General features: G+C 67.9%; 13 protein-coding genes and 4 pseudogenes. 9 read left to right on the top strand and 8 right to left on the bottom strand.

The annotated features are described in order from the left end of the window. A pseudogene (locus tag A3IG_RS36000) lies at positions 1 to 487 on the top strand (hypothetical protein); the annotation flags it as partial. Positions 488 to 1,181: 694 nt separating this feature from the next. On the opposite strand, the pseudogene A3IG_RS35345 reads toward A3IG_RS36000, so the two are convergent. Then, positions 1,182 to 1,373, bottom strand: a pseudogene (locus A3IG_RS35345) (tyrosine-type recombinase/integrase); the annotation flags it as partial. A gap of 59 nt (positions 1,374 to 1,432) precedes the next feature. On the opposite strand from A3IG_RS35345, the gene A3IG_RS32815 reads away from it, so the two are divergent. Beyond that, positions 1,433 to 1,795 (top strand): hypothetical protein, encoded by a 363-nt coding sequence (locus tag A3IG_RS32815; protein WP_078500714.1) that lies wholly within the window; start codon positions 1,433 to 1,435, stop codon positions 1,793 to 1,795. A 236-nt stretch (positions 1,796 to 2,031) separates the two neighbouring features. Then, positions 2,032 to 2,355, top strand: coding sequence for a hypothetical protein (locus tag A3IG_RS34350; protein WP_157862312.1), 324 nt, complete (start codon positions 2,032 to 2,034; stop codon positions 2,353 to 2,355). A 5-nt stretch (positions 2,356 to 2,360) separates the two neighbouring features. Here A3IG_RS34350 and A3IG_RS30540 read toward each other — a convergent pair whose 3' ends face one another. Continuing rightward, a complete protein-coding gene (locus A3IG_RS30540; RefSeq protein WP_236719209.1) occupies positions 2,361 to 2,603 on the bottom strand; it encodes a hypothetical protein in 243 nt (80 codons plus the stop codon). A 308-nt stretch (positions 2,604 to 2,911) separates the two neighbouring features. On the opposite strand from A3IG_RS30540, the gene A3IG_RS35995 reads away from it, so the two are divergent. Both A3IG_RS35995 and A3IG_RS32805 read left to right on the top strand, forming a co-directional pair. Then, positions 2,912 to 3,112, top strand: coding sequence for a DddA-like double-stranded DNA deaminase toxin (locus A3IG_RS35995; RefSeq protein ID WP_078500712.1), 201 nt, complete (start codon positions 2,912 to 2,914; stop codon positions 3,110 to 3,112). Between the two features lie 69 nt (positions 3,113 to 3,181). Then, positions 3,182 to 3,760, top strand: a complete 579-nt coding sequence (locus A3IG_RS32805; protein WP_078500711.1) for an Imm1 family immunity protein — start codon at positions 3,182 to 3,184, stop codon at positions 3,758 to 3,760. A 37-nt stretch (positions 3,761 to 3,797) separates the two neighbouring features. Here A3IG_RS32805 and A3IG_RS30535 read toward each other — a convergent pair. After that, positions 3,798 to 4,282, bottom strand: a pseudogene (locus A3IG_RS30535) (transposase family protein); the annotation flags it as partial. 85 nt (positions 4,283 to 4,367) lie between these two features. Beyond that, positions 4,368 to 4,826, bottom strand: coding sequence for an ATP-binding protein (locus tag A3IG_RS0119740; RefSeq protein ID WP_018385318.1), 459 nt, complete (start codon positions 4,824 to 4,826; stop codon positions 4,368 to 4,370). 166 nt (positions 4,827 to 4,992) lie between these two features. Between A3IG_RS0119740 and A3IG_RS0119735 the strand changes: the two genes are divergently transcribed. Then, complete coding sequence (locus tag A3IG_RS0119735) at positions 4,993 to 5,850, top strand: helix-turn-helix domain-containing protein (protein WP_018385317.1); 858 nt, start codon at positions 4,993 to 4,995, stop codon at positions 5,848 to 5,850. After that, the gene (locus tag A3IG_RS0119730) at positions 5,847 to 6,035 is read left to right on the top strand and encodes a DUF397 domain-containing protein (protein WP_018385316.1); all 189 of its coding nucleotides are present in this window, start codon (positions 5,847 to 5,849) and stop codon (positions 6,033 to 6,035) included. Before A3IG_RS0119735 ends, A3IG_RS0119730 begins: the two co-directional genes overlap by 4 nt. Before the next feature lie 30 nt (positions 6,036 to 6,065). Here the strand turns inward: A3IG_RS0119730 and A3IG_RS35990 are convergent, their stop codons facing one another. Then, positions 6,066 to 6,569, bottom strand: a complete 504-nt coding sequence (locus A3IG_RS35990; RefSeq protein ID WP_026220446.1) for a class II glutamine amidotransferase domain-containing protein — start codon at positions 6,567 to 6,569, stop codon at positions 6,066 to 6,068. A 183-nt stretch (positions 6,570 to 6,752) separates the two neighbouring features. Further along, complete coding sequence (locus tag A3IG_RS0119720) at positions 6,753 to 8,273, bottom strand: MFS transporter (protein ID WP_018385314.1); 1,521 nt, start codon at positions 8,271 to 8,273, stop codon at positions 6,753 to 6,755. Positions 8,274 to 8,308: 35 nt separating this feature from the next. Between A3IG_RS0119720 and A3IG_RS0119715 the strand changes: the two genes are divergently transcribed. Then, positions 8,309 to 8,779 carry an RrF2 family transcriptional regulator gene (locus tag A3IG_RS0119715; protein ID WP_018385313.1) on the top strand — a complete coding sequence of 157 codons (471 nt, stop codon included), beginning with the start codon at positions 8,309 to 8,311 and terminating at the stop codon, positions 8,777 to 8,779. Positions 8,780 to 8,893: 114 nt separating this feature from the next. On the opposite strand, the gene A3IG_RS0119710 is transcribed toward A3IG_RS0119715, so the two are convergent. Continuing rightward, a complete protein-coding gene (locus A3IG_RS0119710; RefSeq protein ID WP_018385312.1) occupies positions 8,894 to 9,190 on the bottom strand; it encodes a hypothetical protein in 297 nt (98 codons plus the stop codon). 338 nt (positions 9,191 to 9,528) lie between these two features. On the opposite strand from A3IG_RS0119710, the gene A3IG_RS30525 reads away from it, so the two are divergent. After that, a complete protein-coding gene (locus A3IG_RS30525) occupies positions 9,529 to 12,477 on the top strand; it encodes an alpha-L-rhamnosidase-related protein (RefSeq protein ID WP_018385311.1) in 2,949 nt (982 codons plus the stop codon). Here A3IG_RS30525 and A3IG_RS36060 read toward each other — a convergent pair. Next, positions 12,474 to 12,767, bottom strand: a pseudogene (locus A3IG_RS36060) (IS982 family transposase); the annotation flags it as partial. The gene A3IG_RS30525 and the pseudogene A3IG_RS36060 overlap by 4 nt on opposite strands. Between the last annotated feature and the right edge of the window lie 79 nt (positions 12,768 to 12,846).

Here is a 12,846-nt window from a genome sequence, read left to right as displayed (position 1 = left end):
CCCACCACAAACAACAACGCACCCACGACCTCACCATCCGCGACATCCACACGTACTATGTGCTCGCGGGGGCCACGCCGGTCCTGGTTCACAATTGCGGCGGTGCCCGCGAGCTTTATGCAACGCGGGCCGACGAGGCATCGACAGTTGCGGTTGCCCGAGTTCGGAACGTGAATACGGGTCGATCTGAAACGTGGGTTGCAACTGAACGCACGGGTCTTCCCAATGAATGGAGGGGGGCAATGCGCCGCTGCGCGGCGAGCGCTACATCCCCGGGCAAGGCCATGCCGAGGCTACGATCATGAGTCGCTTGGGAAGCGACTGGGAGATCACAGGGATGGCTTCGTCGACTAGGATGTGCCCTGCATGCTTCGCGCAAGCGACAGGTCCAGGCGTGGGCCTCACACCAAGCCCGATCGGCAAGGGCACCGGAGTGTCGGGTACTGGAAACACGCCATGGCGAGTGGTTCTAGGGGGTGGCGGCTGATGGATTTGTGGAGCCTGACCGGAGGGCTGTCTCTCGCCAGGATGCGACCCATCCTTGAGGTCGCGGGGGCCTCGCACCTGGCAGAGATCGATGGCATCGTCGCTGGGTGCAGCGGTCCAGCAGTTCCTGGAGGTGCAGAGAGGATCGCCTCGCTGAGGAACTGGCGAAGCGAGATCGGCGCCCTGGAGGAATCGTCTGACCCGTCATATTTTCAATCGACAGCTGCTGGCGTAGCGATTCTGGTGGCGTCGCAAGAGCTGCCTTCAGACGATCGTGAATGGAGGATCAGATCCAGTGTGGGGAACTTCTGGGATTCCTGCGATGATCTGTTGCAGGCCGGCGGCGGATACTCGAGGGCTGAGTTTCAGGGAATCAAGACGACTCTGCGGGGAGTTGAAGAAATATGGCGCGAGGGTGACTTTCGCTTGTTGTCCGAAGAGGGGGCTGATGTCGCGGAATTGTACGCGGAACGCCTCTCTAAGGTTCACTCCAGTTATCCGAAGCGTCGGCAGATTGCGCGAGTCGTAGCGGAGTGCGCCGAGTGGAATACTCCGACAATTTCCCCGTGATTCCTGGCGGGGTTATCGGAACCTGGTAGCAGTGCGACGGAGCCCTCATCGACAGTGATGTCGATGAGGGCTCCGTGCCGTTTGACGGCAACGCTGACGGCAACGTCAGCGGACGGCGACCACAGTGGGCGGTCGTCAGGGTCGTCGTGCTGACCGCCGAGGGCGTCGTTGAGGGTGTCGATGGCCTGGAGTTGGAGCCGGAGTCGGACGTGGGTGTAGACGCCGGGGGTGACGCTGATGTGGGCGTGGCCGAGGAGTTCCTTGATCACGACGAGCTCGACGCCCTGTTCCATGAGTAGGGTGGCGGTCGAGGCCCGCTTTGCGGTGGAGTCTGGTGCAGGCGCGGGTGTGAGGACGCTCCACCAAAGCGCCGAAGGTGTGGAAGCTTCTGCTGAAGGCGCTCGGTAAGGCCTCCTCGAAGACCCCGGGTAAGTCCGTCCCCAAAGCACCGGCGAACATACCCGCTCGTATCCAATCCGGTGTCGCCAACACCTGTTTCCACAGCTTCCTGCCCGCCACTGACGTTCTCCTCGCCGATGGCTCCAGCAAGAACATCGAGGACGTCGAACCCGGTGACAAGGTCACCGTCACCGACCCCACCACAGGCACCACCACCCGCCCTGTCGCGGGCACCATCACCACCGAGGACGACAATGCCTCACGATGGGGAAGCTGTAGTATCACCGTATTCCGGCCCACCGAGCATTATGAGCAGAGACGTCGAACTTCCGAACGCTGAGGCGGCCCTGGAATTCCCGAAGGACACGCAGGGAAGCTGGAGTCCGTATCACCCGCTGGGGAATAGTTGCCTGACATACTGGGCATATGTTTTGCGGGCAGGAGGGGCTGAGGTTCCGGAAGGAAAGGCAGCCATTCCGTGGGCGAGGAAATTCCTCTCCGCGGCCAGTAGGCCTATCACTAATGACGTCTTGACCAGTTCTTTCAAGCACTGTGTCCCGATCGCAAGGAGCGTGGATGACTGCAAGAAACTCCGAGGCGCTCGATGTGTTCCTCAAGGTGGCTGCTGACCCTAGGGTTTCGTGGCGCACTATCGAGCTCGCGGGGCGAGGAATCTCGGCGGACGCAGCGGGTGTCGTCTGGGTGATTTCCAAAGGGAAGCATTTGCTGAGTGGAGAAGAGCTATCTGATCTCCTAATGGGGCAGAGTGATTTGGTTGATTCCCTGACCGAAGTGTGGCGATCTTTCGACAGTGGAAGGCTCTCTGTTGCAGATTTTGAGGCCCAGCTAGAAGCGGTCGTGCTGGGGCTGGAGGATTGGATTCTGCAAGCCTCACGGTAGTAAAATCAGCAAGTTCCGCCGGAATCGCTCTGACGGGGCTTCTGGGCGCCTTGACGGCAACTTTGGCGAATGACTTCCGCGCAAAGCGGCAGTTCGTCGCCGTCGCCGAGCTCGGTGGCGCTCGGAGTGGGAGCGCGGAGGACGTTGCTGAGGGTATCGATGGCTCGGCGCTGGAGGCGAAGTCGGACGTAGGTGTGGACGGTGGCGGTGACGCCGAGGTGGGCGTGGCCGAGCAGGTCCTTGATCACGACGAGGTCGATGGCGTGGCGGTTCCTCGTGGCGGAAACGCTACATCGGAGATGCATCATCTTGGTAACACCGATAGTCCATTTACGAACGGTCGCCGACCTGCACACGTACTATGTGCTCGCAGACGAGACCCCCGTACTGGTTCCCAACTGGAACATCGGTGGCATTGCTGACGAGCTTCCGGCGCGCGCGAGTGGTGATCCCATGGTCGGCCAGGTTGTGAATATCAACGACACGGTGCGTCCAGATTTGGGCACCGTTCAAGAGCGGCCACTCATCCTCTTCGGGTGAAATCAACCAGTTCCTCATGGATTTACCAAGCATAGCCAATCCGGCGAGTGGACCCCACGCGTCAATCACACACGTGGAGACGAAGCTTGCTTGGCGTATGCGGCAGGCCGGCGTCACGTCGCTAAATGTTGTAATCAACCACTCTGGCGGGCCGTGTGCAGGAAAGTTCTCGTGCTCATCAGCGGTTCCGGCGATGCTTCCCAAGGCTCAAGTATGACGGTCTGGTTCAGAGGCGCAGCAGGTAGCATGCAGAGCATCGCGCTCCAGGGTCGGGCACGCTGTTTAGATGACCAGGAAGGCGAAGGCCGTGTTTCTGAGCGTATTTTTCAAAGGCGAGTGGCGCCACGCTGAGACTTCCGACGAGACATCTCGGCTTGTCGCCGAGGTCGTGGAGGGCTTGCAGGGAGAAAAGGAGGACGCGGGATCCTGGTATCCCGGCGAAGATGCGTGGTTCTGCATTGCAAATCGACGGCATACTGAGACCGACCCCGGTGGGGGGAGTAACCTACGTGTGGCGATCAATCGACGTTATGAATATGGGGCTCTAGTGTGGTTCGTTGATGAGGGATTTCCTGAAGAAGGAGAGGTTCATAATTCCGTCTGGATTTCCGATAATCCCGAACCTCTAGATTTTGATCCACGCGTTGTATCGGACCCTGGGTACCCCCTCTTCCATGACCCGGCCAGCACCCTGCCCCTTTCTCGAATTCAGGCCGCAGTGGCGGAATTCTGCTGTCTGCGTACAGGGAATCGCCCTGAGTGTATCAACTGGGTTGCCGGTCACATGAACGGGCAGCGTCTCGACCGGCCAGCCATGGTTGAGGTCGTCGAGGATCCGGAAATCGACTGGGACAGCCTTCGATAGTTGCGTCCTGCGGTACCGACGGCGGTCTTCGCGCGCAGTCCTCCCAGGTCCGGCAGTCATTGCGGTAGTCCGGCAGCGGTTTCCCGACGGCGACGACCAGCCCGGTGTCGGCATCGATGACTACCTGGTGGTTGGTGCTGTAGCGGTAGTTCTTGCTGGATGCGGACACGGCCCGGTCGCGGGTGGGAACCAGCGTGCCGTCCACGATCAGCACCGTGTCCCTGCGAAAGCGCCGCCGTGGCCGGAGCGCGAGAGCTGGCCGGAGGTGGGCGACGATGTCGTCGGCGGCCGACTTGGAATCCCGAACAGAGGAGCGAGTTGGCGCAGGGTGAGGTTGGTGCGCCAGTACGCGGCCACCAGCAGGCCCCGGTCCTCCAGCAGCAGCGACCACGACCGGCCCCGGTGGACCGGATCGGCTCCATCGCGCCGCAGCGCGATGATCAGCTTGCCGAACTGCCGCGCGCTCAGCCCGGCGAACGGGGCTATCCAGGAGGGTTCCGATGCCGTGATTACACCAGTCACAGCGAGATCATCTCACCCGTGACCAGCAGTTACGGGACAACCTCTGGGGGGCTTCCGCCAGGGGGTTCCCTGACAGGCCCGCTCCTCAGCTCCGGCGGCCGGCGTCGGGGCGTTCGTTCAGGTCCACTTCGGCCCACACGACCTTGCCCGTGGGCGGACGGGGTTCCGTGCCCCAGCGGTTGGCGAGCGCCGTGACCAGGAGCAGGCCGCGGCCTGACTCGGCGTTCGGTCGGAAGTCAGGCCGCAGCGTGGGTGGTTCCTCGCCTCGGGTGTCTTCGACCTCGACGCGGAGGGTTCCCGCGGCGGTGTCGAGGGTGAGGGACAGTCCGAAGTCCCGGCCCGCGACCCGTCCGTGCAGCGCGGCGTTGGCGGACAGTTCGGCGACGATCTGCTCGACGCGCCAGGTCACCCCGGGCGGCACCTGCCAGGTCCGCAACTGTTCGACCGCGAGCAACCGGGCGAGCCGGGCCCCGCGCCGGGTGGACGACAGCAGCAGGGCGAACGTGCGCGTGGCGGTGGGAACGTGGGGCGTGGGTGGACTCATGGGGCAACGGTGGCGGCCCCGCACCGACATCGGCCAGCGGCGCGCCCCGTACGCAGCGCGAGCGTACGGGCACGTTCGGTGGACAGTCCGTTGGCTGGTCCGGCACCCTGAGCCGGTCGGATCGCGGGGACATCACACGTACAGCACCAGAAAAGGGGCCGCGCCTATGACCACCGACGACACCGAAGCGGCGGAGACCGTCGCCTTCGAGCGGGAACCCAAACCCTCGGACAGCCTGCGGACGTTCGGAGCCGTTGTCCAGGCCCTGCGGGAACACGCCGGCTACACCAGGGTCGCCTTCGGCGAGAAGGTCTGCTTCTCCAAGCACACCGTGGAATCCGTGGAGCTGGGACGCCGCATGCCGGACCAGTCCTTTGTGGAACGCGCGGAGCTGGCCCTGGGGAACACCGGCGCACTGCGCAGGGCCGCCAGACACCTGTCGCGGGGTGAGCCCGGGTTGGCGGCGTGGTTCCGGCAGTGGGCCAGGCTGGAGAAGGTGGCGTTGAGCCTGTACACGTACGAGTGCCGGCTGGTGCCGGGGCTGTTGCAGACGGAGGCGTACGCGCGGGCGCTGTTCGAGAACCGCATCCCGCTGCTCATGGACGAGCAGTTGGAGGCGCAGGTCAGGGCCAGGTTAGAGCGGCAGAGGATGCTGCGTGAACGGCCCAACATCCCGTTCAGCTTCATCGTCGAGGAAGCGGTCTTCCGGCGGCGGCTGGGGGGAACGGAAGTGCTGCGCGATCAGCTTGACCATGTGCTTGAACACACCGCCCCACGCAATGTCACGCTTCAGATCATGCCGACGGAGGCGGAGTTCCACGCCTGCATGGACGGCCCCGTACGGCTGCTGGAGACCCCCGAGGGGCGGCGGCTCGCGTACTCCGAGGGACAGGAGAACGGACGGCTGATTGCTGACGTGAAAGAGGTGAGCCTTCTCCACCAGCGCTATGACACACTGCGCTCGCAGGCCCTGAGCCCCAAAGAATCCCGGGTTCTGCTGGAGCGACTGCGAGGAGAGCTGTGAGCATGTCGGAACTCGCCTGGTTCAAGTCCAGCTACAGCGGCTCGTCGGGTGACGACTGTGTGGAGGTCGCTGTGACCGACCAGGCAGTGCATGTGCGTGACTCCAAGGACAAGGGCGGGCCGCACCTCACCGTTGGCCGCGACGCGTGGGAGCGGTTCGTGCGGTTCGCCGCCATGTGCGGCTGAGCGCTGGCCCGACCCAGCCGCACGACGGCGTCAGCCGGCCCTGGACCAACCCCAATGGCGGGTTCGGGGCCGGCGGTGGCCACCAGGGCGGGGCCTACAGCTCCAGGGACACGTCCTATGTCCGCAGCAAGGTGTCGAGTTGGAGGAGCAGCTCGGTGCTGGCCCGGGTCCCGCCCCGGGCGTCGTCGCGGTCTGGACGGCGGGGGAGCCCAGCAGCCCGCGGACCAGGGGCAGTTGGCGGGCGGCCGGTTCCCACACGGCGAACGCATGCATGCCGTACAGCCGCCCCGCGAGGTCCTCGCCCCACTCCAGGAACGCCCGCAGGACCACCTCGGTGTCGCTCTTGGTGCGGAACGTGTGGCCGAGGGCGGCGAGTTCGGCGCGCAGCTCGCGGTGGTTGAGGACCTCGCCGCTGGAGGTGAGGGCGGCTACCGTGTGGCCGTCGTGCCCGACGGGCATGGGCTGGACGCCGCCGTCGAGGTCGATGACGGTCAGCCGCCGGTGCCCGATGGCGGCGTGCTCGTCGAGCCACACGCCGGAGGAGGGCCGCCCTGGTGGTGACGCCCGTGGTGGCAGCGGGTGGTGAACGGCGGTGCGGGCGGTGCCCTGGCCTGCCCCGCCCGGGCGCCGGCGCCCGGGCGGGTGCGCAAGAGGAAGCCGGGCCGCCCCCCGCCGGGGGAGGGAGGGGCGACCCGGTGTCTGGGTGGGGTGGTGGGGCTACCCCTTGGGCTCGTCGGCGAGCCGTTTGAACGTCCAGGTCATCCACATCACGGCGATGACCAGCAGCACGCTGATGGCGGTGGCCCGGGCCATGGCGTCGGAGTAGTCGTCGCCGTTCGGCGCGTCCCCGGCCACGGCGAAGAACACCGCGCCGATGACCGCGACGCCGGCGGAGCTGGCGAACTGCTGCGTGGTGGTGAGGATGCCCGACGCGATCCCGGCCTTCCTGGGCTGGACCCGCATCAGGGCGGCCCCGAACAGCGCGGGCAGCACGACCCCGTTGCCCGCCCCGATCAGGCACAGGCAGATCACCACCCAGGCCACGCTGGTGTCGTCGCCGATCGAGTACAGCGGCGCGGCGAGCATCAGCAGGCCGGCCGCGGTGACGGCGCTGCTGACCACGAGCGCGATCACCCCGAACCGGTCGGTCAGCCGTCCGCCGATCACGGACGTCAGCATGAACGTCACGCCCATGGGGGAGAAGACCAGGCCCGCCTCGAACGCGTCCAGGCCGAGGCCGGACTGGAGCAGGAGCGTGAGGGTGAACATGAAGCTGCCGAAGTAGAGCATGAACGCGACGCTGGCGATGATCCCGGCGCGGAACGACGGGCTGCGGAAGAGGCCCAGGTCCAGCACGGGGCTGGCGTCGCGGCGGTTGAGCAGCAGCTCCCCGTACATCACCGCGGCACCGACGGGGACGGCGCAGGCCATGCTGATCCAGGTCCAGGCGGGCCAGCCCTGGCTGTGGCCCATGGTGAGCGGCACCAGCAGCAGGGCGAGCGCCGTGGCGACGCCGACCGCGCCGACCGGGTCGAGGGTGGTGCGGTGGCGGGACCTGGGCGACGGCAGGATGCCGGGCGCGAGGAGGGCGACCAGCAGGCAGTAGGGGACGTTGACCAGGAAGATCAGCCGCCAGCCGAGCCCGGCGAGGTCGGCCTCGATCATGGCGCCGCCGAGGACCTGGCCCGCGATGGACCCGAGCCCGGCCGCGACGCCGTAGCCGGCCATCGCCTTCGGTTTGAGCGCGTCGGGGAAGTCGGCCGTGACGACGGCCAGGACCTGGGGGGCCATCAGGGCGCCGGTGAGGCCCTGGGCGAGGCGGGCGGCGACGAGTTGTTCGGGGTTGGCGGTGACGCCGCACAGCAGCGAGGCGAAGGCGAAGCCGAGGACGCCGATGACGAACAGCCGCCGGTGGCCGTACATGTCGCCCAGCCGACCGCCGGTGATCATGCCGCCGGCGTAGGCGAAGGCGTAACCGCCGACGATGAGTTCGAGCGCGGAGGAGCTGGCGCCGAGGTCGGTCTCCAGGGACGGCGCGGCCACGTTGACGACGAAGAAGTCGAACTGCGTGATGAACGTCGCCGAGAGCAGCACGGCGAGGACCGGTCCGACGCGTGCCGCGGATAACGGCTCTTCCTTCGTCTCGGGGGGAGACAGCGCGTCGGTCATCGAACTCCTCAGCCGGTGCGGGGACATCGCAGGACGGAACACGACGAGCTTGGTCGGTATCGTGGACATTGGATGTCCTCGATACGGAAGTATAGACTCATGTCATGAAGCTCTCGCAAGGGGTGGAGTGGGGGTTGCACTGTGTGGTCCTGCTGGCGCAGGACCCTGACGGAGCGCCGGTTTCCCGACGCACGCTCGCCCAGCAGTTCGCACTGCCGGAGACCTATCTTGCGAAACACCTCCAGGCCCTGGTGCGGTCCGGCGTCCTCCAGGCGACCTCCGGCCCCAAGGGCGGTTTCCGGTTGGCCCGACCGCCGGAGGAGATCACCGCGCTGGACGTGCTCGAGGCCATCGAGGGCTCTGCCTCCCCGTTCGTCTGCCAGGAGATCCGCCAGCGGGGCACGGGCGGGGTGCCTCCCGAGGAGTGCCGTCTGCCCTGCACGGTCAGTTCGGTGATGGCGGCGGCGCACGAGGCGTGGCGGGCGTCGCTGCGAGGGGTGACCGTGGCGGAGATCAGGGAGAGGCTGCCGAAGAACGTGCGCGAGCGCGACGTTCGGGCCACGGCGCCCGGCTAGCGCCTCCGTCTGGCCTGGAGCGCGCACGTGATCCGGGACGTGCGCACCCACGCCCAGTCCTCGCTGGTCGTCCACGAACAGGCCCAGGATCGCGCGCCTCGTCCTCGCACGCGGTCAGCTCCCGGTGCGCGGCCGCGGTGGCCAGCGCGTGGGCCCGCCGGCACCGACGACCAGGGCCAGCAGGTCCTGAGCCGGCCGGGTACCGATGAGGTCGGTGCCCAACTCCTCGACGGCGGCGCGCGACAGCGGGGCGAGCCGCAGCCGGTCGGCGGCCTCGAGCGGCGGGGGCGGGCGGACGGTGCGCGTGGCCACCAGCCACGCAGTGCGTTCCGGCAGCGCCGGGAAGGCCGTGGGGGCGACCAGCCGCACGTCGTCGGTGACGACGAGCAACGACTCGCCGGAGAAGGGCAAGCGTCCCCCGCGACAGCTCGAGGGACCCTGGATGTGGTGCGCCGCCGCGCGGTTGACACCGTCGCCCGGGTGGCCCGCTTCCGTCCCCGGTGCGGCACCGAGGTGTTGAATCGTTCAATTACAAGCGGTGCGGTTGCTGGGGTGCGGGCTCGACCTCCCGGGTCCGTGGTCGCGCGGCTCGCGCCCACCTGCTGAAGTGCACGCCCATTGGTCGTGTCAGGAGTCTTGTCCAACGCCCCGGAAGCCTCTAGCGTCTGCCCTCAATGAATTAAACGATTCAATTGCGTTGATGCGCAGCACGTGGGCGTCGGCGCAATGACGCACGGAGGCTGACCCTCGTGACACCCCACTCCGACAGATGTGCTGAGCCGACCCACCCGTACTCGCGTCGTCGCGTCCTGGGCATCGCCGCCGCGGCCACGGCGGTCGCCGCCGTCCCCTTCGCGTCGGCGGCCCCCGCGTTCGCGGCCACCCCCGGGACCGCGGGGAGCGGCCGCCCGTTCGACCCCCGCACCCGGTGGATGGGCACGGCCTCCAGCGCCGCCAACCAGTGGACCGCCTACCGGCGTTCCCTCGACCTGCCCGGCGCCCCGGTGTCGGCCCCGGCACGGATCGCCGCCGACACCAAGTACTGGCTGTGGATCAACGACCAGATGGTGGTCTTCGAAGGCGGCCTGAAGCGCGGACCGAACCCGAACGACACCTACTGTGACGAGATCGACCTCGCGCCGTACCTGCGGCAGGGCACGAACACGCTGGCCGTGCTGGTCTGGTACTTCGGGAAGAACGGCTTCTCCCACCAGGACAGCGGCCGGGCCGGCCTGCTCTTCGAGTGCGTCGCCGACACCCCGGACGGGCGCGTGGTGGTTCCCAGCGGAACGGACTGGAAGGCGTCCGTACACCCCGGTTACCGGGCGAGCAGCGGCGGCGGGCAGCCCAACTACCGGCTCCCCGAGTCCAACGTGCACTACGACGCCCGGCAGGGCGCGCCGTTCGACGACTGGACGGGCCCCGGGTTCGACGACGCCTCCTGGCCGGCCGCCACCGACCTCGGTCCCGCCGGCGCGGCCCCGTGGAACGCCCTGGTGGCCCGCCCGATCCCGTTCTTCCGGCACAGCGGCCTGCTCGACTACACCAACCAGGCCGACCTGCCCGCCACGGGCACCGGCGGCACCCCGATCGTCGCGACCCTGCCGTCCAACCTCCAGGTGACCCCCTACCTGAAGGTGGACGCGCCCGCCGGTGCGGTCATCGGCATCCAGACGGACCACTACCGGGACGGCGGTGAGGCCAACGTCCGCTCCACGTACGTCACCACCGGCGGTGTCCAGGAGTTCGAGTCGCTGGGGTGGATGAGCGGCACCGACGTCCGGTACACCATCCCCGAGGGCGTGCGGGTGCTGGCCCTGAAGTACCGCGAGAGCGGCTACGACACCGACTTCACCGGGTCGTTCTCCTCCAGTGACGCCTTCTTCGACGTCCTGTGGGGCAAGGCCGCGCGCACCATGTACCTGAACATGCGGGACACCTACTTCGACTGCCCCACACGGGAACGCGCACAGTGGTGGGGGGACGTGGTCAACCAGCTCAAGGAGGGCTTCTACACGTTCGACCATCGCAGCCACGCCCTGGGACGCAAGGCGATCCGGGAACTGGCCGCGTGGCAGAAGCCCGACGGGGCGCTCTACTCGCCGGTGCCGGCCGGCAACTGGAAGAGCGAACTGCCGACCCAGATGCTCGCCTCCGTCTGGAGCTTCCAGACCTTCCACCTGTACACCGGCGACGAACAGACCGTCGCGTCGGTCTACCCCCAGGTCAAGGCCTACCTCAAGCTGTGGTCCATGGACGCCGACGGCCTGGTCAGGCACCGTTCCGGCGACTGGGACTGGGAGGACTGGGGTTCCCAGATCGACGCCCGCGTGCTGGACAACGCCTGGTTCCACCTGGCGCTCGACAGCGCCATCACCCTGGCGCGGCTGTCCGGGAACGACTCCGACATCCCCACCTGGCGGGCCCTGCAGGTCAGCATCGAGCGGAACTTCGACCGGGTGCTGTGGGACGCGGGTGCCAAGGCGTACCGCTCGCCGGGTTACCGGGGCGACACCGACGACCGGGGCAACGCACTGGCGGTGGTGGCCGGGCTCGCCGACCCCGTGAACCACGACGCCATCACCACGGTGCTCCTCAACCACATCAACGCCAGCCCCTACCTGGAGTTCTACGTCCTGGAAGCGCTCTACCTGATGCGGCGGCCGGACGTGGCCGAGAGCCGGATGCGCAGGAGGTACGCGCAGCAGGTGGCCGACCCGGGCTACACGCTCTGGGAGGTGTGGGACAAGCGCGGGGGCACGGACAACCACGCCTGGAACGGCGGGCCGCTGTACGCGCTGTCCGCGTACGCCGCCGGCGTGCGCCCCACCGAGCCCGGCTACCGCTCCTTCGAGGTGCTGCCGCAGCCCGGCGGCTTCGGCTCGTTCCGCGCCGTGGTGCCCTCCGTGCGCGGCCGGATCGCCGTCGAGTTCACCCGGGCGGAGGACCGGGTGGAGCTGTCGGTCCTCGCGCCGCCCGGAGCGCCGGCGAGGATCGGCGTGCCGGTGTTCGGCGGGGCCGACCCGTCCGTCACCGTGCGCGGACGCACCGTCTTCAGCGGCGGCGAGGCCCGTGGCGGCGTTCCCGGTCTGCGGTGCACCGGACGTGACGAGGACTACGTCTACGTCGAGATCGACCAGCCCGGCCGCTGGGAGTTCGGTTGCGTCGGAGCCGGCGTCGACCAGGCCCCGGGGGACGGTGACAACCTGGCCCTGTACCGCCCGGTGACCAGCAACGACTCCCTGGAGATCGGTGAGTGGTCCGCCTTCCGCCTCACCAACGGCAGCACCACGGGGACGCCGGGCGACCTGGGCTACACCAGCAACTTCCACACCTCCGCCGACGTCTCGGCCGCACCGTTGTGGGTGGAGATCGACCTCGGCGCGGACAAGGACCTCAGCGAGGTGGTGCTCCACCCGCGTACGGACACCACCACCGCTGACGGGCTGACCTGCGGGTTCCCCGTGGACTTCACCATCCAGGTCAGGGCGTCCGGCGCCTCCTCCGCCACCGTCGCGCGCACGGTCACCGGGGAGCCCAACCCGGCCGGGGCCGGACGCAGCTACACGTTCGACCGGGTCCGCGCCCGGTACGTCCGGCTCCAGGTGACCCGGCTCGGCCCGCCCGCCCGCGACGAGGGAGGGGCCAACTACCACCGCCTCCAACTGACCGAGTTCGAGGTGCGCAACCCCTCCTAGGCGAAGTGAGTCCGAAGGCTTGGTCGGTGGCCGTGGGCGGTCACTGATCGAGTGAGGGGTGTGCCGGTGGTGCGGTTGTGCCCGATGGCGACCGTCACGACCAGGACGCGTCGTCCGACGCGAGCGAGGACCCCGACCGGGGTCCTCGCTTCGTGGCGTTCGAGGTCGAGTCGACCCAGGGGGTGCCGTTGACCGACTCGACGAGCTGGCGGACGGGTTCGAGCAGGTGGTTCGCCGGGCCGCGGGGTGAGGTTGCGGTCGGTCGGCCGCGGCAGGGTCAGGCCGTGCTCGTTGGCGACGGCCGTCCAGCCGGCTGCGCCGTAGGTGGGGACCTGCCGGGGCTCTGCCCCGCCAGGCCAGACGCGGCTC

Source organism: Wenjunlia vitaminophila DSM 41686 (genome assembly GCF_000380165.1).
Lineage (GTDB): Bacteria > Actinomycetota > Actinomycetes > Streptomycetales > Streptomycetaceae > Wenjunlia > Wenjunlia vitaminophila.
This window is presented reverse-complemented; position numbering and strand designations above follow the sequence as displayed.